This is a genomic window from Mycobacterium sp. P4_H6, from assembly GCF_056400845.1.
The window spans coordinates 98,534-121,221 of sequence record NZ_JBFUKN010000005.1 but is presented as its reverse complement, the minus strand read 5'-3'; the positions used below and the strand labels follow the sequence as shown (position 1 = coordinate 121,221).

Genomic DNA, 22,688 nt, shown 5'->3' with positions numbered 1-22,688 from the left:
GTGCTGCGCCGGTCGGGGGCGCTGGCGGCGGCCTCGCTGGTCCTGCTGATCGCCGCGGCGACGGTGCTGCTCACCTTCCGGGTCAACTTCGACGAGAACGCCATGCAACTCGACGCCACCGAGAGTTCCGCCGGCTACCAGAAGGCCTATCAGCATTGGGGCGTCAACGAAGTCGCGCCCGAGTACCTCATCGTCACCGCCGACCACGACATGCGGAACACCAACGACCTCGCCGCGCTGGACCAGATCGCCGAACGGATCACCAAGCTCCCCGAAGTCGCCTACGTGCGCGCACTCACCCGGCCGGACGGAACCCAGCTCGAGCAGACCACCGTCGGCTACCAGGCCGGGGTGGTCGCCGACCGTCTCGGGTCGGCGCGTGACCGCGTCGACGCCGCGCACCCCGACCTGCAGCGGCTGGCCTCGGGCACCTCGGCACTGCGAGACGGCGCCGCCACCGCGGATGCTCAGCTTCCCCAATTGGTCACCGGCATAAAGCAAGTCACCGCACTCGCGCACGAGGTACTGGGCAGCTACGAGTCCGCGAACGCCGCACTGACCACCGCGAGCGGAGCGCCCGCCGACCTGGACGCGGTGCTCGCCGACCTCAGTTCCTCGGTGAACCTGCTCGACGTCGCGCTGCAGGTGCTCAGCCAGAACACCCAGGTGCTCGACGCGGGACGGACCGTGAGCGCGGCGCTCGGGCCGGCGCTGGCCATCGACGCGCGGCCGGACTGCCTGGCCGACCCGATCTGCGCGCGGGCGCGCGCCGGCATCGCCGACCTGGACGCGATATCCGGCGGGACGGTCAGCCGGGCGCTGCGCCAGGTACAGCTGGCCACCGCCATGCCGCAGGAGACCGTCGACAGGCTGCGCGCGGCCGAACCGGCGATCAGGAACACCGTGGCGCGCCTGCAGAAACTGGCCGCCACCGCCACAGGGGACTCACCGTCGCAGAGACGGGCCCGGCTCGACGAACTGGTGCGTGGCGCCGACCGGCTGTCCGACGGTGTCTCGCAACTCTCGGCCGGTCTGGATCAGGTCAAGGGCGGTGTCGATCAGGTGGTCGGCCTCACCGGGCAGCTGAGCGACGGGCTCTCCGAGGCCGCCGACTATCTGGCGACCCTGAGCGCGCACACCTCGGACGGGCCGGGTGCGGGTTTCTACCTTCCGCCCCAGGGCCTCGCCGACGCCGGGTTCCGCGCCGCGGAGCAGTTGCTGTTCGCACCCGACGGAAAGACCGCCCGCCTGTTGGTGATCTGGCAGGTGAACCCGTATAGCGCCGAGGCGCTGGATGCGACCAGGCACCTGCCGGTGGCGGCCGGTGAGGCTGCGGCCGGAACCTCGCTGGCCCAAGCGCGATTCGCCAGCACCGGGCTGGCCTCGCTGTCGGCCGACATGCGCGATCAGGTGTGGCGGGACTTCGCCGTCTACGGCGCGGTCGCCATCTTCGGTGTCCTGCTGGTGCTCATGGTGCTGCTGCGCAGCATCGCCGCGCCGGTGTTCATGGTCGCTGTCGTGACGCTGTCCTTCGCCGCGGCGGCAGGGGTCAGCGTGCTGGTCTGGCAGCACCTGATCGGCATCGATGTCGACTGGTCGGTCTTCCCGGTGTCGTTCATGGCGCTGATCGCCGTCGGCGCCGACTACAGCATGCTGTTCGCCGCCCGCATCAGGGACGAATCCGCGGACGGGATGCGGCGCGGCATCCTGCGCAGCTTCGGCAGCACCGGCAGCGTGATCACCACGGCGGGCGTGGTTTTCGCGCTGACGATGTTCGCCCTGATGAGCGGACGGGTGATCAACCTACTGCAGATCGGGTTCACCGTCGGTGTCGGGCTGCTCATCGACATCACGCTGGTGCGCACCATCTTGGTGCCGGCCGCCATGTCGCTGATCGGTGACCGCATCTGGTGGCCGCACAAGATCCGGCGCGGCTGAGGCGCTACTTCGGCTCGATGGTGCCCGAGCTGACGGCGTCCTTCTCCTTGTGCTCGTCGGCGTCCGGGATGTGCTCGGGATGCAGCATCTCGGCGTAGCGCAGCTGCTCGGGAATCCCGAACCCCTCCACCAGGAGTTCGGCGTGCGGGCGCAGCTTGCGGCACCGGTCGTTGATGGCGCGGGTGACGGCCTTGGACCGCTCCACGGACAGGAAGCGGTGCTCGACGAACCACGCCTTGTCCTCTTCGATCACCGACAGGGCGTACAGATCGCACACCAGGCCGAGGATCTCGCGGGCGTCCTCGTCCTCGCAGGCGTCGATACCCGCGACGAAGGCCTCCAGGATGATCCGGTCGATGTGGGCCTGCGCGGTGTGCAGCACGTGGTCCTGCACCGCGTTGAACGCCTCGAACGGAGACATCTCCTTGGCCTTGCCCTGCAGGCGCCGAGCCACCGAGGCGAGCATGTACTCCTCGCGGTCCTCGAACATCTTGACCTGGGTGCCGCGGTTGAACAGCGAGCCCTCTTCCTCGTTGTCCTCGCGGGTGTCCACGATGGTCTGCATGATCGTCTGTGCGGCAGTGCGCTTGAGCACCCGCTCGCCGGCGAAGTTGGCGGCGAAGCGCACCCATTCCACCGGGCTCATGCCCTTGATGTCGTCGGCGTAGGCCGTCAGCAGTTCCTTGGCCACCAGCTGGGTCAGCACGTGGTTGTCGCCCTCGAAGGTGGTGAACACATCGGTGTCCGCCTTGAGCGCGATGAGCCTGTTCTCCGCCAGATAGCCTGCGCCACCGCAGGCTTCGCGTGCCTCCTGGATCGCCCTGGTCGCATGCCAGGTGTTGGCGGCCTTCAGGCCCGCGGCGCGCGATTCCAGCTCGCGCTGCTCCTCGGCGTCGGGGTTGTCCGAGGTCTGCAGCTCGTGGGTCTTGGCCACCAGCTCGTTCTGCGCGAACTGCAGCGCATAGGACTTCGCGATCAGCGGGAACAGCCGGCGCTGATGCACCAGGTAGTCCATGATCAGCACTTCCTGGTCGGCGCCGGGCGCGTCGAACTGCCTGCGCTCCAACGCGTATCGCGTGGCGATGTCCAGGGCGACCCGGGCCGCGGCGCCGGCGCTTCCGCCAACGGTGACCCGTCCGCGGATCAGCGTGCCGAGCATGGTGAAGAAGCGCCGGCCGACATTCTCGATCGGCGAGGAGTAGGAACCGTCCTCGGCGACGTCGGCGTACTTGTTGAGCAGGTTCTCGCGCGGGACGCGCACCTGGTCGAACTGGATGCGGCCGTTGTCGACGCCGGGCAGCCCGCCCTTGTAGTGGCAGTCCGAAGTCGTGACACCGGGGAGGTCGTTGCCGGCGTCGTCGCGAATGGGCACGACGAAGCAGTGCACGCCGTGACCTTCGCCGTCGGCGGTGATCAGCTGGGCGAACACCGCTGCCACCCTTGCCGTCTGGGCCGCACCACCGATGTAGTCCTTACGCGAGGACGGGGTGGGGGAGTCGATGATGAACTCCTGGGCCTCCGGGTCGTAGGTGGCGGTGGTCTCCAGCGACTGGACGTCACTGCCGTGACCGGTCTCGGTCATCGCGAAGCAACCCAGCAGCTCCAGATTGATGATCTTCTTGACGTAGGCGTTGTGGTGCCGCTCGGTGCCAAGGTTTTCGATGGCCCCGCCGAACAGACCCCACTGCACGCCGGCCTTGACCATCAGCGACAGATCGCTCATCGCGAGCATCTCGATCTGGGTGACCGCGGCACCGACGTCACCGTTGCCGCCGTGCTCCTTCTTGAAGCCGTCCTCTGCCGCGCCGCGGGCCGCCATGATCTTCATCTGTTCGCCGACCTTGGTGCGGGCGATCACGGTGTTGGGCGTGTAGTGCGGCCGGAATACCTCGCCGGACAGTTCGGCACGTACCTGGTTCTTGACATCGCGCCAGCGGCCGTCGAGCGCGTTGCGGAGATGATCTGCGGTAGTGGTCATAGTTGACGGTAACTTGCCCCCGCATCGACGAAGGTAAACCTGAGTACAACGGTGAAAAATCGTCGGCGTTGAATTTGCGACATGACCGAGCGGCCCCAACCCGAGTCACCCACCGGCCTGCCGCATGTGGCCGATCACCAGCACGCCGATGTGACCGGCGGATGGCTGCGCGCGGCCACCTTCGGCGCGATGGACGGCCTGGTGAGCAACACCGCACTGATCGCCGGTGTGGCGGCCGGCGCCAGCGCGCAGGCCGTGGTGCTCGCGGGGATCGCCGGTCTGCTGGCCGGAGCGTTCTCGATGGGGCTGGGGGAGTTCACCTCGGTGACGACGGCCAACGAACAGATCGACTCCGAGGTCAACGTCGAACGCCGGTCCTTCCGCAGGCAGCCCCAGGCCGAGCAGGACGAACTGACCGCGATGCTCATCGACATGGGCATGACGCCGGAGACCGCCGCCACGGCCACCACCGAGATCCACCGCGACGAGACGCGGGCGCTGAACTTCCACCTGGTGCAGGAACTCGGGGTGGACCCGCGGGAGAAGCCGTCACCCTGGGTGGCGGCGGGATCGTCGTTCGTGATGTTCACCCTCGGCGCCATCGTGCCGCTCATCCCGTACCTGCTCGGTTTCGAATCGCTGTGGGCCGGATTGGCCTGCGGCGCGCTGGGTCTGCTGATCACCGGCGCGCTGGCCGCGAAGTTCACCCGCAAGGCGCCGTGGTGGTCCTCGCTGCGACTGCTGGCCCTGGGTGGCGCCGCGATCGCCATCACCTACCTGGTGGGATCCGTGGTCGGCGTCATGGTTACCTGAACGGTGTGAAGCTGCCCATCGCGTTCCTGTCGGTCGCGCTGATGAGCACCGCCTGCGCGTCGGCCCCGGCCGCGCCGCCATCGGAGTTGACGTTTCTGGGGAAGGTGGACTTCGCGCACGGCCTGCTGTTCGACGACACCACCGTCGGCGGGCTGTCCGGCATCAGTTACGACGAGTCCGGTGACCGCTTCTTCGTGATCAGCGATGACCGTTCGGCCAAGAATCCGTCCCGTTTCTACACCGTCCGAATCACCCTGTCCGACAGTGCGTTGACCCGGGTCGAACTGCTGGCCGGCACCCCGCTGCTCGACACCGATGGTCAACCGTTCGCACCCGCGTCGGGTGCATCGGTGCCGCCGGACCCCGAGGGCATCGCCTACGACCCGCAGCGCCGGCAGCTGTACTGGTCCAGCGAGGGCGAGCGCACCTATGACGCGCAACTCCCGCCGTGGGTGCGCACTGCGGGACTCGATGGCACCTTCCGCGGCGAGTTCGACCTGCCGGCGGAGCTGACGACGACCGCGGCCGATGAGGGACCTCGGCGCAACCATGCGCTGGAGGGGCTGACGCTCACCCCCGATGCGCGGGCGTTGTGGGCGGCCATGGAAGGTCCGCTCATCGGTGACGGTCCGCCGCCGACCGAGACGACGGGCGCGTTGACCCGCCTGACCCGGCTCGACCCGGATACCGGCGCGGCGACCGCGCAGTACGGTTACCCGTTGGACCCGGTCAGCTCCGGTCCCGGCGGCGACAACGGCCTCTCGGATCTGGTTGCGCTGGACGACAACTCGTTCCTGGTCATCGAACGCGGCTTCGGCACCCGGGTCTCGGCCCGGCTGTACCGGGCCGAGATCGGGGGCGCCGATGACATCCTCGGGCAGGCTCGGGCGGGCGATGCGACCCCCGTCCGCAAGACCCTGGTCGCCGACCTGTCCGAGCTGCACCCGGTGGACAACGTCGAGGGAATCACGTTGGGGCCCAAGCTGGCCGACGGCCGCCAGTCGGTGATCATGGTCACCGACGACAACTTCTCACCGACACAGGTGACGCAGTTCCTGGCCTTCGCGCTGTAGCTCAGTTGCCGACGGTGACTGCGGTGGCCTCATCGGTGAGCTCGTCGATCTCATCCTCGGGAGCGTCGATCCCGCGCAGATGCCCGCGGGCGGCGAAAAGTAGTGTGGCACCGGCCAGTACCGCGCCCGCGCCGACCCAGTAGGGCAGGTGCACGCTGACCTGCTCACCGAGCACCCCGGCCAGCCACGGCGCGACGGCCGCACCACCGAAGCGCAGGAAGCTGTAGGCCGCGGAAGCAACGCCGCGCTCGACGGGAGCGGCTTTCATGACGGTCTCGGTGATCAAGGTGTTGTTGATACCGATGAACAGCCCGGCCACCACCACGCAGGTCGCCAGCACCGCCTTCCTGTCGGTGCCGATCGCCATCACGGCGAGTGTCACCGTCAACGCCAGCAGGTTGACCACCAGGGTGGGCACCGTGCCGAACCGGTGCTGCAGACGCGGGGCCACCACCACCGAGGTGAAGGCCAGCGCCAGGCCCCAGCCGAAGAAGATCAGCCCGATCTGATGAGCGTTCATGTCCAGCGGGAACGGGGTGAACGCCAGCAGGGTGAAGAAGCCGAAGTTGTAGAGCAGCGCGGTCACCGAGACGGCCAGCAGCCCGCGATGGCGCAGCGCGCGGAACGGGTCGATCAGGCTGGTCGCCCGTTCGGGACGCGGCGTGGACGGCAGCAGGAAGACGGTGACCACCAGCGCGACGGCCATCAGCGCCGAGACCCCGAAGAACGGGCCGCGCCACGAGATCGAGCCCAGCACACCGCCGACCAGCGGGCCGATCGCGATGCCCAGGCCGAGGGCCGCCTCATAGAGGATGATCGCCTGCGCCACCGAACCCTTCGCCGAGTTCACGATGGTGGCCAGCGCGGTCGCGATGAACAGCGCATTGCCCAGGCCCCACAGCGCGCGCCAGCCGACGATCTCCATCACGGTCGCCGACATGCCGGCCAATCCGGCGCCGGCGATGATGATCACCAGGCCGAGCAGCAGCGTGTTCTTCGGGCCGATCCGGCTGGACACTACGCCGGTGATCAGCATGGCCAGCCCCATCACCGCCATATAGCTGGTGAACAGCAACGACACCTGCGACGGTGAGGCGTTCAAGTTGTCGGCGATGGGTTTGAGGATCGGGTCGACCAGGCCGATGCCCATGAAGGCGACGACAGAGGCAAAGGCAACGGCCCAAACAGCTTTCGGTTGACGCCACATGGCGTGCGAGCTCCTAACCAATATCAGTGCGAATCCGTGGGGGACTGCTGGGCCCTAACGAGCAGCCCGCGCAGCACCCGGATCGCGTCGACGAGCGCGGTGCGCTCGGCGTTGTCGAGGTGTTCCAGATAGGGGTTGATCGCGGCACTGCGATCGGCGCGTACCCGGCTGAGGATCTGGCGGCCCTCGTCGGTGATGCCGATGAGGACGGCCCGGGCATCGCCGGGGTCCTCGGCACGCGTCACCAGGCCGGCGTCCTCGAGGCGGCGCACCTGGGTGGTCATCGTCGGTTGCGAGCAGTGATCGAGGGCGGCCAGATCGGAGATGCGGGTGTATCCCTGATCTTCGATCGTCGAGAGCAGTCGGGCCTGCGCGAAGGGCAGCGGAAGCTCGATGCGCTGATTGGCCAGCCGGTTGATCCGCGCGACGACGGCCAGCAGGTCGGCGCCGAGAGCCGCGGTGTTGTCCGGACGATTCACCTGCACAAGGTTACATAGAGACACTATGTATTGGCAAACGGGGTCACGTGGGAACCGTCACAGTGCGGGCGACCGGAGCACTCCGGCGAACTGGCAGAATCGGGTGATGCCTCCCGGTTCGCCAACGTTGCGCCGGGCCGGGTCATTGCAGCCGAACGAACTCGCCCAGGCCGCCGTGATGGCGGCTCTGTGCGCCGCCATCGCGATCATCGCCGTCGTCGTCCCATTCGCGGCGGCACTGTCCCTGCTGGGCACCGTGCCGATGGGCCTGCTCGCCTACCGGTACCGGCTGCGCGTCGTGCTGGCCGCCACCATCGCCGCCGCGCTCATCGCGTTCCTGATCGGCGGCTTCGGCGGCCTGATGACCGTCATCAACTGCGCTTATATCGGCGGGCTCACCGGCATCGTCAAACGCCGTGGCCGGGGTCTGCCGGTCGTGGTGCTGGTGTCGGTGGTGGCCGGTGCGGTGTTCGGCGCCGCCGCCGTGCTGGCGCTGCTCATCGCGTCGCGGCTGCGTGAGCTGGTGTTCACCGCCATGACCGCCAACGTCGACGGCTCCGTCGCAATCTGGAGCTACATCCCCGAACTGCGGCCCGCCGCGGAGAAGTTCCGGGAACTGTTCGGGCTGGCCCTGGAGCACTGGCCGATCCTCATCTTCTGCTACGGGTTGTTCGCCATCATGGGCGTCAGCCTGGTCGGCTGGTGGGCGCTGTCGCGGGTGCTGGCCCGGCTGTTCGGGGTGCCCGACGTGCACAAGCTGGAGACCGTCATCACCGACGGCCCGGTCGTGCCGGTCCCGATGGCGCTGCGCGATGTGGTGTTCCGCTATCCCGGTACCACCCGCGACGCGCTCGGGCCGCTGTCGATGGACGTTTACCCCGGCGAACACCTCGCCGTCACCGGCGCCAACGGCTCCGGCAAGACCACGCTGATGCTGATCCTCGCCGGACGCGAGCCGACCGAGGGCACTGTCGAACGTCCCGGCGGGGTCGGTCTCGGCGCCCCGGGCGGCACCGCGGTGATCATGCAGCACCCCGAAAGTCAGGTGCTGGGCACCCGGGTGGCCGACGACGTGGTGTGGGGGCTGCCTCCCGGCACCCACGTCGACGTGCCCGAGCTGCTCTCCGAGGTCGGGCTCGACGGTCTGGACGAACGCGACACCGGCAGCCTGTCCGGTGGCGAGCTGCAGCGCCTGGCGGTGGCCGCCGCGCTGGCCCGCAAGCCCTCGCTGCTGATCGCCGACGAGGTGACCAGCATGGTGGACCAGCAGGGCCGCGACGGGTTGATGTCGGTATTGGGCGGGCTGACCCGCAAGCGCGACATGTCGCTGGTGCACATCACCCACTACAACGAGGAAGCCGAGGCCGCCGACCGGGTGGTCAATCTGGCCGGCGGATCGGAGATGGTGCAGGCCGCCGAGGTGCCGACCCCCAGCGACGAGGCTCGCTCGGAGGTACCGGTGCTGGAGCTGACCGATGTCAGCCACCGCTACGCCGACGGCACCCCGTGGGCCAAGACCGCGCTGCGCGATATCAACCTGGTCGTCCATGAGGGCGACGGCGTGCTGATCCATGGCCTCAACGGCTCCGGTAAGTCGACGCTGGCCTGGATCCTGGCCGGCCTGACCCTGCCGACCACCGGAACCTGCCTGCTCGACGGCAAGCCGGTCTCCGATCAGGTCGGTGCGGTCGCGCTGTCCTTCCAGGCGGCCCGGCTGCAGCTGATGCGCAGCCACGTGCACCGCGAGATCGCCTCCGCCGCCGGATTCCCCGCCCGCGACCGGGCGCGGGTGGTGGCCGCCCTGGCCACCGTCGGGCTCGAACCCGCTCTGGCGGACCGGCGTATCGACCAACTCTCCGGCGGCCAGATGCGCCGCGTGGTGCTGGCCGGGCTGCTGGCCCGCTCACCCCGGGCCATCGTGCTCGACGAACCGCTGGCCGGGCTCGACGCCGCCAGCGCCCGCGGACTGCTGCGGCTGCTGGAGGAACTGCGCCGCGGCGGGCTGACCGTCGTGGTGATCTCCCACGATTTCGCCGGGCTGGAAGAACTATGCCCGCGCACCCTGCACCTGCACGAGGGCGCGCTGGTGCCGGTCGCCTCGGGAGCCACCTCATGAGCTCCTCACAACGCCGTCCGGTCGTGCTGCTGCGACCGGTGCCCGGCGACACCGTGATCCACCGGCTGTGGGCCGGAACGAAACTCGTCACCGTGCTGGCGCTGGCCGTGCTGCTGATGTTCTACCCGGGCTGGCTGCCCATCGCCCTGGTCACCCTTCTGGTGACGGCGGCGGTGGTGCTGGCGCGGATCCCGCGTGGCGCGCTGCCCTCGATTCCGGGCTGGCTGTGGCTGATCGTGCTGCTCGGTGGGGTCACCGCGGCCTTCGCCGGTGGCACCCCGATCGTCGATCTCGCCGGAGTCGAGCTCGAACTCGGCGGGCTGCTGAAGTTCCTGCGCGTCACCGCGGTGTCGATCGTGCTGCTCGGCCTGGGCGCCCTGGTGTCCTGGACCACCAATGTCGCCGAAATCGCGCCCGCGGTATCCACTTTGGGCCGCCCGCTGCGCTGGCTGAAACTGCCGATCGACGACTGGGCGGTCACCCTGGCACTGGCGTTGCGGGCGTTCCCGATGCTCATGGACGAGTTCACCGTGCTCTATGCGGCGCGCCGACTGCGCCCGCGGTTGCGCGCGGAGACCCGTCGCGAGCGACGCAAGCAGTGGATCGCCGAGGTGATCGATCTGCTGGCCGCCGCGGTCACGGTGGCGCTGCGGCGCGCCGACGAGATGGGCGATGCCATCACCGCGCGCGGCGGGTCCGGCCAGATCGCCGCGGCGCCGGCACGCCCCGGCGCCGCCGACTACGTGGTGCTCGTGCTGGTTGCCGTCGTCTGCGGGGCCGCGGGGTGGCTGGAAGCCGCCTCGTTCCTCGGCACCACCTGACGCCCCCAGATCCGATTGTCGGGACCCGACAATCCTCGCGTGGCCGATTGGCCGTTTCCGCAGCGCCTTTGCGCCGTGCTGCTCCGATGATGGTGTCACTACCAGCCAAGGAGCGGAGGGCATCACATGGTCGGCGTCGATCGCGTCGGCGAAGGGCCGAGGACTGTCATCGTGGTCGGAGCGGGGATCGTCGGGTTGTCCACGGCGTGGTTCCTGCAGGAGCGCGGCGTCGAGGTGACGGTGGTGGACCGCGACGGGGTGGCCGCCGGTTCGTCCTGGGGTAACGCCGGATGGGTTTCACCGGCACTGACCATTCCGCTCAACCAGCCCGGCGTCCTCAGATACGGGTTGCGTTCGATGCTGAATGCGTCTGCCCCGCTGCATGTTCCATTGCGCGCAGATTTCGGGCTGGCACGCTTCCTCGCCACCTTCGCGCGCCACAGCAGCCACGCGTCCGCCCAGCGGGTGGTGAACGCCAATCAACCGCTGAACGCCGAATGTGTGGAGGCCTTCGACGTCCTGATCGCCAACGGGGTGGACGCCCCGGCCACCGATTCGGCGATCGTGGCGCTGTTCGAGAACAACGCGCGGGCCGATGAGCTCCGTGCCGAGATCGGGATGCTCGAACGTGCCGGCCTGCCGGTGCAGACCCGCCGGCTCACCGGCGCAGCGCTGCGCGAGGCGGTGCCGCTGGCGGCCCCGGATGCCACGGTGGCACTGTCCGTCGAACAGCAGCGCTACGTCGACCCCGGCCGGTTCGTGACCGCGCTGGGACGGGCGGTGATCGAACGCGGCGCCACGCTGCGCACCGAGCGCATCGTCGATGTGAGCACCAACGGCCGCGTGGTCCTGCGCACCATCGGGGGCGAGGACCTGACCGCCGACGCCGTCGTCCTGGCCACCGGAGCCTGGCTGCCCGACCTGGCCCAGCGCTGGGTCCGGGTGCCGATCCGCGCCGGCCGGGGGTACTCCTTCACCGTCCCGGTGGAGCGCCCGATGCCGGGTCCGGTCTACCTGCCGACCGTGCGGGTGGCCTGTACGCCCTACCGCGGCGCGATGCGGGTCGCGGGCACGATGGAATTCCGGGGTCCCGACGACCCGGTGGTTCCCGCCCGGGTGCGCTCGATCGTCGACTCGGCAGCACGCCTCCTCGACGGTGTGCGCTGGGAGGCGCGCAGCGATGTCTGGGTCGGCCCGCGCCCGGTGAGTGCGGACGGCCTGCCGGTGGTCGGGCAGATCGGCGCCGGTCTCTATGTGGCCGGCGGGCACGGCATGTGGGGTCTGGCGCACGGACCGGTCACCGGCCGGCTGCTGACCGAGCAGATCACCACCGGTAAGCAACCCGAGGCCCTGCGGGCCTTCGACCCGTTGCGCTGACGACTTTCCTCCCGTCGTCAGGGGCGGCGCGGCGACCCACCCGCCCCTGACGACAAACTCCTGCCATTACGGTGGTTGCCGTGACAGGCCGAACCGTCGACCCCGACTTCCTCGCGCTGCCCCGCCGGGCGCTGGCCGATGCCGCTCTGTCGGCGGCCCGCGCCGCCGGGGCCAGCTACGCCGATCTGCGCATCCACCGCCTCACCACCGAAGTCGTGCAACTGCGCGACGGCGAGCTGGAGAACTCCACCCTGGACCGCGAGATCGGTCTGGCGGTGCGCGTGATCGTCGACGGCACCTGGGGCTTCGCCTCGCATGCCGAGCTGGACCCCGCCGTCGCCGCCGACACCGCGCGCCGCGCCGTGCGGGTCGCGACCACCCTGGCGCCGCTGAACGCCGAGCGCATCGAGTTGGCCGCCGAGCCGGTCTATGACGACCTGAGCTGGGTGTCGGCCTACCGCATCGACCCGTTCACGGTGCCCGGCCCGGACAAGATCGCGGTGCTCGCCGACTATTCGGAACGGCTGTTGGCCGCCGACGGGGTGGACCACGTATCGGCCAGCCTGCAGGCGGTCAAGGAGCAGACCTACTACGCCGACACCTTCGGCACCTCGACCACCCAGCAGCGGGTGCGGGTGCAGCCGTCGTTGGAGGCCGTCAGTGTGGACCCGTCGGCCGGATCCTTCGAGACCATGCGCACCCTGGCCCCGCCGACCGCGCGCGGCTGGGAGGCCGTCGCCGATGACAGTGTCTGGAACTGGAGTGCCGAGCTGGCCGAATTGCCGGCACTGCTGGCCGAGAAGGTGAAGGCGCCCACCGTCACCGCAGGTCCTACCGACCTGGTGATCGACCCGTCAAATCTGTGGCTCACCATCCACGAATCCATTGGTCACGCCACCGAATACGACCGGGCCATCGGCTACGAGGCGGCCTACGCCGGCACCTCGTTCGCCACCCCGGACAAGCTGAACAGCATGCAGTACGGCTCGCCGGTGATGAACGTGACCGCCGACCGCACCGTCGAGCATGGCTTGGCCACCACCGGTTTCGACGACGAAGGGGTGCGCGCGCAGAGCTGGGACCTGGTGCGCGACGGACTGTTCGTCGGCTACCAGCTGGACCGGGTGTTCGCGCCGCGGCTGGGGGAGTCACGCTCCAACGGCTGCTCCTATGCGGACTCCGCGCACCACGTACCGATCCAGCGGATGGCGAACGTCTCGCTGCAGCCGGGCACCGAAGACCTCAGCACCGACGACCTGATCTCGCGGGTATCCGACGGCATCTACATCGTCGGCGACAAATCCTGGTCAATCGACATGCAGCGGTACAACTTCCAGTTCACCGGACAGCGGTTCTTCCGGATCCGGGACGGCAAGCTGGACGGCCAACTGCGCGACGTCGCCTACCAGGCCACCACCACCGACTTCTGGGGATCGATGGAAGCCGTTGGCGGGCCGTCCACTTGGCGGCTCGGCGGCGCCTTCAACTGCGGCAAGGCCCAGCCCGGCCAGGTCGCGCCGGTCAGCCACGGATGCCCGTCGGCACTGTTCCGGGGAGTGAATGTGCTCAACACGCAAGCCGAATCGGGGCGCTCATGATCGCCGCACAACAGCTCGTCGACCAGGTGCTGGCAGAGGCCGCCCGGCTCGGCGGTGCCGATGAAACCACCGTCATCGTCACCGACCGCGCCGATGCCTCGCTGCGCTGGGCCGGTAATTCCATGACCACCAACGGTGAGTCCCGCGGCCGCAGCACCACTGTCATCTCGGTGGTGCGCCGCGGTGAGCAAGCGCACGTCGGGTCGGTGAGCTCCACCGAGGTCGATCAGGCCGCGCTCGCAGCGCTGGTCGCGGCGTCCCAGGCCGCCGCGGCGTCGGCCCCGGCGGCCAGCGACAACGCACCGGCGCTGCCCGGTGGGCCGGCGCCCGCGGACTGGGATACCCCGGTGCCGAGCACCGGGGCGGATGTATTCGCCGATGTGGCAACCAGTCTGGTGCGCGGCTTCCGCGGCGAGGACCGGCTCTACGGGTACGCCCGGCACATCCTGGAGACCACGTTCGTCGCCACGTCGGGCGGGCTGCGCCGCCGCTTCACCCAGCCGACCGGCTCGGTGGAGATCAACGCCAAACGCAACGGCGCCAGCGCGTGGGCCGGCGTCGGCACACCGGATTTCACCGATGTGCCCACCGACGGTCTGCTCGACGAGTTGTCGACCCGGCTGGGCTGGGCGGCGCGGACCATCGAGTTGCCCGCCGGGCGCTACGAGACGCTGATGCCGCCGTCGACCGTCGCCGACATGCTCATCTACCTGGGGTGGAGCATGGACGGCCGGGGCGCACAGGAGGGTCGCACCGCGCTGTCGGCGCCCGGTGGTACCCGGGTGGGCGAGAAGCTCACCGATCTGGGCCTGACCCTGTATTCCGATCCGGCCGCGCCCGGGCAGGAGTGCACCCCGTTCGTGGTGGCGTCACGCTCCTCGGAGCAGTCCTCGATTTTCGACAACGGGATGGACATCGGCCGGGTCGACTGGCTGCGGGACGGCACCATCAACGCGCTGGCCTATCCGCGTGCCGCGGCCGCGGAATTCGATGCGCCGGTCACGGTTCCGGCCGACAACCTGCTGATGACCGGCGGAACGAAGTCATTGGCGGACATGATCGCCGGCACCGAACGCGGGCTGCTGCTGACCACGCTGTGGTACATCCGCACGGTGGACCCGGCGGTGCTGCTGCTGACCGGGCTGACCCGTGACGGGGTGTACCTGATCGAGGACGGTGAGGTGACCGCGGCGGTCAACAACTTCCGGTTCAACGAGAGCCCCCTGGATCTGCTGCGCCGCGCCAGCGAGGCCGGCGTCAGCGAGCCGACCCTGCCGCGGGAGTGGGGCGACTGGGCGACCCGGGCGACCATGCCGCCGTTGCGGATTCCCGACTTCCACATGTCCTCGGTCAGTCAGGCGCAATAACCGGATGCGGATGCGCTTCGGCGCGACGCTGGAATTTCAGGATCTCGGGATTGATGATCGTGCCGTCCCGAATCTCGATGGCGCGCGAGATCGTGGTGTTGTCATCCCACGCGGCGGGTCCCTTGAGCACCGTTTCGATGTGCGGGAGCAGCGCCTCGCTGATCTCCCAGGTCGCGGAGTTCCACAGGTGGGACGGGCTGTGATCCACCGCGTAATACTGCACGCCATGGGCCTTTTCGATGACCGGATCCGTGAACGAGGTGGAACGCGCCCAGCTGAAGCCCATGCCGGTGTCGCAGGACACGTCGATGAGCAGGCTGCCCGGGGTGAATGCCGCGAGATCGTCTTCGGTCACGAAGATCAGGGGCGCGTTGGGATCCTGGAGTACACAGTTGACGACGATGTCGTTCTCGGCCAACAGGCGCGCCACCGGTACGGCGCCGTCCTCCGGTGTGTCGGCCAGAATCTGTTCAGGGGTGTCCTCATCAGGCCGCATCTGGATGATCTGAGTCGACGGGATCGGTGACCCGACAGCGGCCACGTCGCGGTTGGTGAGTACCCGGACGTCGTCGACACCGTGCGCGTTCAGGGCGGTGACGGCACCGCGGGCCGTCGCGCCGAAGCCGAGGACGGCGGCCCGGAGTCGTCGACCGTAACTGCCGGTGACGCCGGCGAGCTGCATGGCGTGCAGCACGGAGCAGTAGCCCGCGAGTTCGTTGTTCTTGTGGAAGACGTGCAAACCGAAGCCGCCGTCCGCCTGCCAGTGATTCATCGCCTCGAAGGCGATCAGCGTCTGCCGCCGGTCGATGGCGACCTGGGTTTGCGCGAAATCCTGTACGCAGTGCGGCCATCCCCAGACGACCTGCCCGACTCGCATGTCCGCGAGGTCCTCGGCCTGCACCTTGGGTAACACGATGACGTCGCACTCGGCGATCAGCTCCGCGCGTGATCTCACTCCGCCGACGAGTTCAGCCAGACCGTCGTCGGTCGCGCCGAAATCCTCGCCGTAGCCGTGCTCCAGGAAGATCCGCTGCCGAAGTTCGGGTTCGATCCTGCTGAAGTGGGCCGGGTGAATGGGCAGCCGCTGCTCGTTCGGTTTCCGCGAACGGGCCATGATGCCCAACGAAAGAAGTTCCGGCTCAGTGGTTGTCATGCGCATCCAGCGGTCAGAGATTGTCGAGCAGATTTATCAGACATAGCGAGCCCTTTACTGTGAGGCCTGAGCGGCCTCTATGTCCGCAACATTACCCCGCCCATCACAACGCACTTTCACACCTGAAGTTTCGAGGTTTCACCCGCCACGGGTGCGTTGTGGGGGAGGATCGAGGCCGTGCTGGACCTACTGACCGATCTGGTGGCGCTCTCCCCGGCCGGGCTCGCCCCCGAAAACATGCTGATGCGCACGGTGTGCGCGCAGGCGGTAGGCCTGGCGCCGCTACCGTCCGAAGCGGCAGCCTCCTCGGAGGCCGAGCCGGTGCTCGCGGAGTTCGCCGAGCAGTTCAGCACCGACGTCGCCGGGGTGACCGCCGAGCAGCGGGCTGCCCTGGTGGCGGCCTTCGGCGCCGAGGTGCTGGGGGTCGTGGCGTTGATGTACGTGGCCGATTTCGTGCCCCGGGTGCGTGCCGGTCTGAATGCGTTGGGCATGACGTTTCCGGATCCGGACTCGTGGGACCGCACCACCCATCCGGCGGATGCGCTGTTGAACCGCTTCACCTCCGCGGTCGGAGCGATGCGGGGGCTGGATCCGTTGACCACCGAGATCGTTCGGCTGCGCGGCGCGACCCAGCACAATTGCCGGCTCTGCCAGTCGCTGCGCGAGACGACCGCGCTCGATGCGGGCGGTTCCGAGTCGTTGTACGACGACATCGGCGCGTACGGGCAGTCCGACCAGCTGACGTCGGCACAGAAGGCGGCGCTGCGCTATGTGGATGCGCTGATCTGGACACCGTCTTCGGTCGGTGAGTCGGCTGCCGTTGTGCTCGAACACTTCTCGGCCGAGCAGGCTCTGGAGATCACGCTTGATGTGATGCGCAACGGCACCAACAAGATCGCGGTCGCGCTCGGAGGTGATGCGCCGCGGGTGGCCGACGGTGTGGAGCACTACCTGCTCGGCGTCGACGGCCAGCCCGTGTTCAGCTCGTAGCGGTCTTCTTGGTCTTCAGCAGTGACGGAGCTACACCTGCACGTCGGCATCACGACCGGCCAGCCGGTCATCCCACACCTGCATCACCGCCGCGGAGGTCCGCGGGGTCAGCAGGCTGACGACGATGTAGGCGATCAGGCTGGCGGCCAGGCCGTAGTAGATCGGCTCGTTGGCCAGCACATCGCCGACCACCGCCATGGTGCCCAGCGTGACCACGGTGCCCACGGCCATGGAGGCCAACGCGCCGGCACCCGTCGCCCGCTTCCACAGGAAGCCGCCGAGGATCGCCACCAGCAGACCGCCCACCAGGATGTCGTAGGCGAGAGTCAGCGCACCCACCACGTCGTTGAGCAGGGCGGCGATGATGATCACCAGGATGCCCAGCACCGCGACATAGCGGCGGTCCGAATGGACTTCCACCTCAGCGGTTCCCGCGGTATCGGCGGGTTTGCGGAACAGGCGTAGCAGCAACGGTTTGACATCGGTGCGGGCCACCGTGGCGGTGGCGATGAGCGCACCGGACGCGGTGGACATCATCGCCGCGACGGCCGCGGCCAGCACCAGGCCGCTGATCCCCACCGGCAGAATGGATTCCGCGATCTGCGCGTACACATCGTCCTTGGCTTCCACATCGGGCAGAAACGTGGAGGCCGCCATCCCGATCAGGGCCCCGGCGATGCCGTAGAAGAAGCAGTACACCGCGGCGGCGGTGCCGCCCCATTTGGCCACCTGGGGTGAGCGGGCGGTGAACACGCGCTGCCAGATGTCCTGTCCGATCAGCATTCCGAAGCTGTACACCACGAAGAACGTGATGATGGTGTCGGTGCCGATCGCGGTCATGCTGAACACCGCGTCGCCCGCACGTTCCCGGATGCCGTCCAGGCCGCCGGCTTTGTTCCAGGTGAACGGCAGCAGCAGCAGGAACACCCCGATGGTCTTGAGGATGAACTGCACCATATCGGTCAAGGTGATCGACCACATGCCGCCGATCGCCGAGTACAGCATGACCACGGCGCCACCGATGATCACCGACAGGGTGCGGCCGGTACCGAACAACACGTTGAAGACCGTGGCGTAGGCGATGGTCGAGGTCACTGACAGCATCAACGTGTAGGCCACCATCACGATGCCCGACGCAGACGTCGCGTCGACGCCATAACGCAGGCTGAGCATCTGCGCCACGGTGTAGACCCGCAGGCGCTGAATGGGTCCGGCGAACAGCAGGCTCAACGCCAGCAGGCCGACGGCGATCGCGACCACCAGCCACATGCCGGAGATGCCCCACTTGTAGCCGAGGCCGACCCCGCCGACGGTGGAGGCGCCGCCGAGTACGACGGCGGCCATGGTGCCGGTGTAGAAGACCGGGCCGAGGCGCCGTCCCGCGACAAGGAAGTCCGCGGAGTCCTTCGTGCGGGTCTTGCCCCAGAAGCCGAACGCCAGCATGGCGATCAGATAGCCGATGACGATCGCGATATCGAGTGGTTTGCCCATGATGAGGCTCCTTGATCAGAGGTGAGTTGGCGCGAACATCCGCAGCAGTGCGGGCAGGACGACGACGGCGGGACCGTCGGTGTCGAAGGTGCCGGCGATGATCTCGCCGATCGATTCCAGCGTGGCGGTCTGCGAGGAAATTCCGAAACTGGCTGCCAGCGCAGCGAAATCGGGTCGCGCGAGCTCGGTGGCGGTGGCGGCGCCGAAGGTGGCGGTCATGTATTCGCGCAGGATTCCGTAGCCACCGTCATCGACGATCAGCCAGGTCACCTTGGCGTCGTGCTGGCGCGCGGTGGCCAATTCGGCGATCGAGTACATCGCACCCCCGTCCCCGGAGACCGCGAGGGTGCGCTCCCCGGTGGCGATGGCCGCGGCGAGCGCGGCGGGGAACGCGAACCCCAGGCCGCCGGCGCCCTGGGCCGAGTGGAACGCGCCTCCGCGCGGATCCCACGCCGACCATGCCCAGTAGCCGGCAATCGTCATATCCCAGAACGTGTGCGTGCCGCCCGGGACGGCGGCGCGCAGATCGGCCATCAGCGTCAGCTCGGCATCCACGTCCTGGGCGGCGAGCCTGTCCTGCACGGACTTCCGCAAGGCGGCCGCGGCGGCCACCCCCGCCGATATGTCACGGGCATCGACCTTCTCCGCCAGCGCCGCCAATGCCGTGGCGGCGTCGGCATGGAGAGCCAGAGCCCGATGGTTGGTCTCCAGCACCCGCGCCTCGGCATCGATGTGGATCAGCTGACCCCGCGGGGCGAAGGTGAAGTAGTTGCTGGTGACCTCGCCTATCGCGGTGCCGACGGCCAGCAGTACATCGGCGCCCTCGAGCAGGTCGGTGGTGTAGCGGTCCTCGATCCAGGACGCCGCCGACAGCGGGTGCTCGAACGGGATCGCGCCCTTGCCGCCGACCGTGGAGACCACTGGCGCACCGAGCTTGTCGGCCAGCGCCACCAACGCCGCCGGCCCGCCGGGTGAGCGGCGCACCCCGCCGCCGGCCAGGATCACCGGACGGTCAGCAGAATTCAACTGCGCTGCTGCGGCTTCCACCAGCTCGGCGCGCGGTGCCCGCTGCGTCACCACCGGTGTCAACGTCGACACGGGCGGCACGTAACCGTTTTCGACCGGATCCAGCAGCACGTCCTGGGGGATCTCCACCCACACCGGTCCGGCCGGTGCGGACTGTGCCAGCGCGTAGGCGTCGGCCAGCAGGCTGGGAATCTCGGACGCCTCCCGCACCGTCGCCACCGATTTGGTGACATTGACCGCACTGGCCTTCTGGTCGTCGAGCTGGTGGAGCATGCCGCGGCGCAACCCCAGACCTGAGCGCGGCACCTGGCTGGCGATCACCAGCAGTGGCACCCCGGTGGCGTAGGCCTCCTGCAACGCGCCGAGGGCGGTCAGCGCGCCGGGCCCGGTGGACAGGAACAGCACCCCCACCTCTCCGGTGACGCGGCTGTACCCGTCGGCCCCGAACGCCGAGTTGTTCTCCACGCGTGAGCTGATGAAACGCAGATCGCTGCGCCGGATGGCGTCGAACAGGCCGAGCGCGTTCTGCCCGGGAATCCCGAAGACGTGCGAAACACCCAGTGCGGTGACGGTTTCGACGACCAGGTCGCCGCCGTTACGCATCGTGGCCCAGGGCCAGTAGCGATACCAGGTCGTAGGCGACGTGCGAGGCGGCGATCCCGGTCATCTCGGCGTGGTCATAGGCGGGGGAGACTTCGACGACATCGGCACCGACCAGGTTCAGGCCGCGGAACCCGCGCAGGATCTCCAGCAGTTCGCGGCTGGTGATCCCACCGGCCTCCGGGGTGCCGGTGCCCGGCGCGTGGGCGGGATCGAGCACATCGATGTCGATGGACACGTACACCGGCCGGTTCCCGACGCGCTGGCGCAGCTTGTCCACGACCTCGCGGACCCCTTGGTAGTACACGTCGGACGAGGTGACGATGCCGAAACCGAAGCGCCGGTCATCCTCGAGATCCTTCTTGCCGTACAGCGGGCCGCGGGTGCCGACGTGGGAGAGTGCCTCGGTGTCGACGATGCCTTCCTCCACAGCCCGCCGGAACGGGGTGCCGTGGGTGTACTCGGCGCCGAAGTAGGTGTCCCAGGTGTCCAGGTGGGCATCGAAGTGCACCAGCGCGACGGGTCCGTGCTTGGCCGCCGCTGCTCGCAGCAGGGGCAGCGCGATGGTGTGATCGCCGCCGATGGTGACGAGTTTGGTGCCGTCGGCGGTGAGATCCCGTGCGGCGCCTTCGATCGTCTCGATCGCCTCGTGGATGTTGAACGGATTGGCCGCGATGTCACCGGCGTCGGCCACCTGGATCAGCTCGAACGGCGAAACGTCCATGGCGGGGTTGTAAGGGCGCAGCAGCCGGGAGGACTCGCGCACGTGGGTGGGACCGAACCGGGCGCCGGGCCGGTAGGAGACTCCGGAGTCGAACGGCACGCCGGCCACCACGACGTCGGCATTGGTGACCTGATCCAGGCGCGGCAGCCTGGCGAAGGTGGCGGGTCCGGCGAAACGGGGCACCTTGGACGCGTCGACGGGTCCGATGGGCGAGTTCATGAATCAGTCCTCCGAGGTGATGGGGGTGTTGGCGGCGGGGCCGGCGGGGACGGCGCGTGGGCCGTCCGGGCCGAAGGCGTCGCGGGGTTCGGGGAATGCCCACAGCAGGGCGGGATACAGCACGGCGGCCAGACCCAGCCCGACCGGGATGGACAGGTCGATCCCGGCGGCCAGATTGCCCAGCGGGCCGACGAACTGGTCGGGCAGGTTGACGAAGCTGATGGACAGCGCCGCCGAGACCAGCCAGGCGCCCAGGCCGCGCCAGTTCCAGCCGTGGCTGAACCAGTACCGGCCGCCGCGCTGCCGGCGGTTGAACACCTGCAGGGCATCGGGGTCATACCAGCCGCGGCGGGTGAACCAACCGATCATCATGACCACCATCCACGGTGCGGTGCACGTGACGATGAGCACCGCGAACGTCGAAATGCTCTGCACCACATTGAACGCGAACCGGCCGACGAAGATGAACACAATGGCGATAGCGCCGATGAGAATGGTGGCCTGCACCCGGTTGAACCGGGGGAACACACTGGAGAAGTCCAGTCCGGTGCCGTACAGCGCGGTGGTGCCGGTCGACATGCCGCCGATCAGTGCGATCAGGCAGACCGGGATGAAGTACCAGCCAGGGGAGACGGTGAGCAGCCCGCCGACGTAGTCGCCGTCGGCGAAGTTCTCGGGTGCGTTGGTGGCGATGACGGTGGCGGTGACCAGACCGAAGAGGAACGGCACGAGGGTGGACAGTTGCGCGGCGACGGTGGCCACCATGGTTTTCCAGCCCGGGGTGTCGCGCGGGATGTAGCGGGCCCAATCGCCGAGGAAGGCGCCGAAGGACACCGGGTTGGACATCACGATCAGGGCGGCGCCGACGAAGGAGGGCCAGTACAGCGGGTCGCCGAGCACCAGGGTGCCTGCGTACCCGGCGTCGAACATGCCCCCGAACGCGACGATGCCCGCCAGGAACAGACAGGTGGCGGCGATGACGGCGATCTTGTTGACCAGCAACATGAATCGGAACCCGTAGATGCACACCACCAGCACCAGTAGCGCGAAGATTCCGTACGCCACGCCGACCGCAATATCGTTCTGCGGCAGACCGATTGCCCGATTCGCGCCACCGACCAGCACGTCGCCGGAGGTCCACACCGAGATGGAGAAGAAGGCGACCGCGGTCAGCAGGGACAGGAATGAGCCGACGACGCGCCCGTGCACGCCGAGGTGCGCCGAGGACGACACGGCATTGTTGGTGCCGTTGCGCGGACCGAACAGCGACATCGGCGCCAGGATCAGAGATCCGAGTAGCAGCCCGGCCAGGGTGGCCAGCAGGGCGTCGCGGAAGGACAATCCGAACAGGATCGGAAACGTGCCGAGCACGACGGTCGCGATGGTGTTGGCGCCGCCGAAGATGAGCCGGAACAGATCCAGGGGCCCGGCGGATCGTTCGTCGTCGGGGATGGTTTCGACGCCGTGGGTTTCGATCCGGGTGGCTTTGGGGGGAGTGGCGGCGGCCGATTCGGTGAGGGTCATGACGATCCTTACGGCGCAGGGAATGTGATGTGGATTACGGTAAGTCCGAACGCTGACCTGCGCAATCGATTCATTCGTTACGCTGGTGTTTCTGATGTTGATATGTCGGTGAATGCGATCAAATCGGTCAGAAATTGCTTCTGGGTACGTGTTCAGCGATCTTTTTGCGGTACGGACACGTGCAGAAAAAACTC

At 68.4% G+C, this 22,688-nt stretch carries 17 protein-coding genes; 9 read left to right on the top strand and 8 right to left on the bottom strand.

Annotation, left to right across the window (positions count from 1 at the left end):
* A partial coding sequence (locus AC1DTF_RS03835; protein ID WP_477473097.1) for an MMPL family transporter occupies positions 1–1,938 on the top strand: 1,938 nt, incomplete at its 5' end.
* A 4-nt stretch (positions 1,939–1,942) separates the two neighbouring features.
* Here AC1DTF_RS03835 and AC1DTF_RS03830 read toward each other — a convergent pair.
* Positions 1,943–3,916, bottom strand: a complete 1,974-nt coding sequence (locus tag AC1DTF_RS03830) for an acyl-CoA dehydrogenase family protein (RefSeq protein WP_477473096.1) — start codon at positions 3,914–3,916, stop codon at positions 1,943–1,945.
* Positions 3,917–3,997: 81 nt separating this feature from the next.
* Between AC1DTF_RS03830 and AC1DTF_RS03825 the strand changes: the two genes are divergently transcribed.
* Together AC1DTF_RS03825 and AC1DTF_RS03820 are read left to right on the top strand one after the other, a co-directional pair.
* Positions 3,998–4,729, top strand: a complete 732-nt coding sequence (locus AC1DTF_RS03825; RefSeq protein ID WP_477473095.1) for a VIT1/CCC1 transporter family protein — start codon at positions 3,998–4,000, stop codon at positions 4,727–4,729.
* A gap of 5 nt (positions 4,730–4,734) precedes the next feature.
* Positions 4,735–5,802: an esterase-like activity of phytase family protein gene (locus tag AC1DTF_RS03820; RefSeq protein ID WP_477473094.1), complete on the top strand. Its 1,068-nt coding sequence runs from the start codon at positions 4,735–4,737 to the stop codon at positions 5,800–5,802.
* 1 nt (position 5,803) lies between these two features.
* Here the strand turns inward: AC1DTF_RS03820 and AC1DTF_RS03815 are convergent, their stop codons facing one another.
* Both AC1DTF_RS03815 and AC1DTF_RS03810 read right to left on the bottom strand, forming a co-directional pair.
* A complete protein-coding gene (locus tag AC1DTF_RS03815) occupies positions 5,804–7,009 on the bottom strand; it encodes an MFS transporter (protein WP_477473093.1) in 1,206 nt (401 codons plus the stop codon).
* A gap of 23 nt (positions 7,010–7,032) precedes the next feature.
* On the bottom strand, positions 7,033–7,488 hold the full coding sequence (locus tag AC1DTF_RS03810; RefSeq protein WP_477473092.1) for a MarR family winged helix-turn-helix transcriptional regulator: 456 nt from the start codon (positions 7,486–7,488) through the stop codon (positions 7,033–7,035).
* Positions 7,489–7,594: 106 nt separating this feature from the next.
* On the opposite strand from AC1DTF_RS03810, the gene AC1DTF_RS03805 reads away from it, so the two are divergent.
* From AC1DTF_RS03805 to AC1DTF_RS03785, 5 genes are all read left to right on the top strand, one after another.
* Entirely contained in the window at positions 7,595–9,604 is a 2,010-nt protein-coding gene (locus AC1DTF_RS03805; RefSeq protein WP_477473091.1) for a DUF2232 domain-containing protein, read from the top strand.
* On the top strand, positions 9,601–10,425 hold the full coding sequence (locus AC1DTF_RS03800) for a CbiQ family ECF transporter T component (protein ID WP_057169735.1): 825 nt from the start codon (positions 9,601–9,603) through the stop codon (positions 10,423–10,425). The genes AC1DTF_RS03805 and AC1DTF_RS03800 overlap by 4 nt, the downstream gene beginning before the upstream one ends.
* 126 nt (positions 10,426–10,551) lie before the next feature.
* Entirely contained in the window at positions 10,552–11,802 is a 1,251-nt protein-coding gene (locus AC1DTF_RS03795; protein WP_477473090.1) for an NAD(P)/FAD-dependent oxidoreductase, read from the top strand.
* An 80-nt stretch (positions 11,803–11,882) separates the two neighbouring features.
* Entirely contained in the window at positions 11,883–13,400 is a 1,518-nt protein-coding gene (locus AC1DTF_RS03790; RefSeq protein WP_057169737.1) for a TldD/PmbA family protein, read from the top strand.
* A complete protein-coding gene (locus tag AC1DTF_RS03785) occupies positions 13,397–14,767 on the top strand; it encodes a metallopeptidase TldD-related protein (protein ID WP_477473089.1) in 1,371 nt (456 codons plus the stop codon). The genes AC1DTF_RS03790 and AC1DTF_RS03785 overlap by 4 nt, the downstream gene beginning before the upstream one ends.
* On the opposite strand, the gene AC1DTF_RS03780 is transcribed toward AC1DTF_RS03785, so the two are convergent.
* Positions 14,751–15,920: a N(5)-(carboxyethyl)ornithine synthase gene (locus tag AC1DTF_RS03780; protein WP_477473088.1), complete on the bottom strand. Its 1,170-nt coding sequence runs from the start codon at positions 15,918–15,920 to the stop codon at positions 14,751–14,753. The genes AC1DTF_RS03785 and AC1DTF_RS03780 overlap by 17 nt on opposite strands.
* Before the next feature lie 177 nt (positions 15,921–16,097).
* Here AC1DTF_RS03780 and AC1DTF_RS03775 point away from each other — a divergent pair, with 177 nt between their 5' ends.
* On the top strand, positions 16,098–16,910 hold the full coding sequence (locus AC1DTF_RS03775; protein ID WP_477473087.1) for a carboxymuconolactone decarboxylase family protein: 813 nt from the start codon (positions 16,098–16,100) through the stop codon (positions 16,908–16,910).
* A 30-nt stretch (positions 16,911–16,940) separates the two neighbouring features.
* On the opposite strand, the gene AC1DTF_RS03770 is transcribed toward AC1DTF_RS03775, so the two are convergent.
* Genes AC1DTF_RS03770 through AC1DTF_RS03755 form a run of 4 tightly spaced genes read right to left on the bottom strand, consistent with a single transcriptional unit; the run spans position 16,941 to position 22,494 of the window.
* Positions 16,941–18,401, bottom strand: a complete 1,461-nt coding sequence (locus AC1DTF_RS03770) for a sodium:solute symporter family protein (protein ID WP_057169741.1) — start codon at positions 18,399–18,401, stop codon at positions 16,941–16,943.
* A 15-nt stretch (positions 18,402–18,416) separates the two neighbouring features.
* Entirely contained in the window at positions 18,417–20,030 is a 1,614-nt protein-coding gene (locus AC1DTF_RS03765) for a thiamine pyrophosphate-binding protein (protein WP_477473086.1), read from the bottom strand.
* Complete coding sequence (gene speB / locus AC1DTF_RS03760; RefSeq protein ID WP_477473085.1) at positions 20,023–20,970, bottom strand: agmatinase; 948 nt, start codon at positions 20,968–20,970, stop codon at positions 20,023–20,025. Before speB ends, AC1DTF_RS03765 begins: the two co-directional genes overlap by 8 nt.
* Before the next feature lie 3 nt (positions 20,971–20,973).
* Positions 20,974–22,494 (bottom strand): purine-cytosine permease family protein, encoded by a 1,521-nt coding sequence (locus tag AC1DTF_RS03755; protein ID WP_477473084.1) that lies wholly within the window; start codon positions 22,492–22,494, stop codon positions 20,974–20,976.
* Between the last annotated feature and the right edge of the window lie 194 nt (positions 22,495–22,688).

Excerpts from the sequence above, each read along its gene's own strand:
- AC1DTF_RS03830 (WP_477473096.1), bottom strand. The coding sequence starts at position 3,916 with ATGACCACTACCGCAGATCATCTCCGCAACGCGCTCGACGGCCGCTGG.
- AC1DTF_RS03825 (WP_477473095.1), top strand. The coding sequence starts at position 3,998 with ATGACCGAGCGGCCCCAACCCGAGTCACCCACCGGCCTGCCGCATGTG.
- AC1DTF_RS03815 (WP_477473093.1), bottom strand. The coding sequence starts at position 7,009 with ATGTGGCGTCAACCGAAAGCTGTTTGGGCCGTTGCCTTTGCCTCTGTC.
- AC1DTF_RS03805 (WP_477473091.1), top strand. The coding sequence starts at position 7,595 with ATGCCTCCCGGTTCGCCAACGTTGCGCCGGGCCGGGTCATTGCAGCCG.
- AC1DTF_RS03800 (WP_057169735.1), top strand. The coding sequence starts at position 9,601 with ATGAGCTCCTCACAACGCCGTCCGGTCGTGCTGCTGCGACCGGTGCCC.
- AC1DTF_RS03795 (WP_477473090.1), top strand. The coding sequence starts at position 10,552 with ATGGTCGGCGTCGATCGCGTCGGCGAAGGGCCGAGGACTGTCATCGTG.
- AC1DTF_RS03785 (WP_477473089.1), top strand. The coding sequence starts at position 13,397 with ATGATCGCCGCACAACAGCTCGTCGACCAGGTGCTGGCAGAGGCCGCC.
- AC1DTF_RS03780 (WP_477473088.1), bottom strand. The coding sequence starts at position 15,920 with ATGACAACCACTGAGCCGGAACTTCTTTCGTTGGGCATCATGGCCCGT.
- AC1DTF_RS03770 (WP_057169741.1), bottom strand. The coding sequence starts at position 18,401 with ATGGGCAAACCACTCGATATCGCGATCGTCATCGGCTATCTGATCGCC.
- AC1DTF_RS03765 (WP_477473086.1), bottom strand. The coding sequence starts at position 20,030 with ATGCGTAACGGCGGCGACCTGGTCGTCGAAACCGTCACCGCACTGGGT.
- speB (WP_477473085.1), bottom strand. The coding sequence starts at position 20,970 with ATGAACTCGCCCATCGGACCCGTCGACGCGTCCAAGGTGCCCCGTTTC.
- AC1DTF_RS03755 (WP_477473084.1), bottom strand. The coding sequence starts at position 22,494 with ATGACCCTCACCGAATCGGCCGCCGCCACTCCCCCCAAAGCCACCCGG.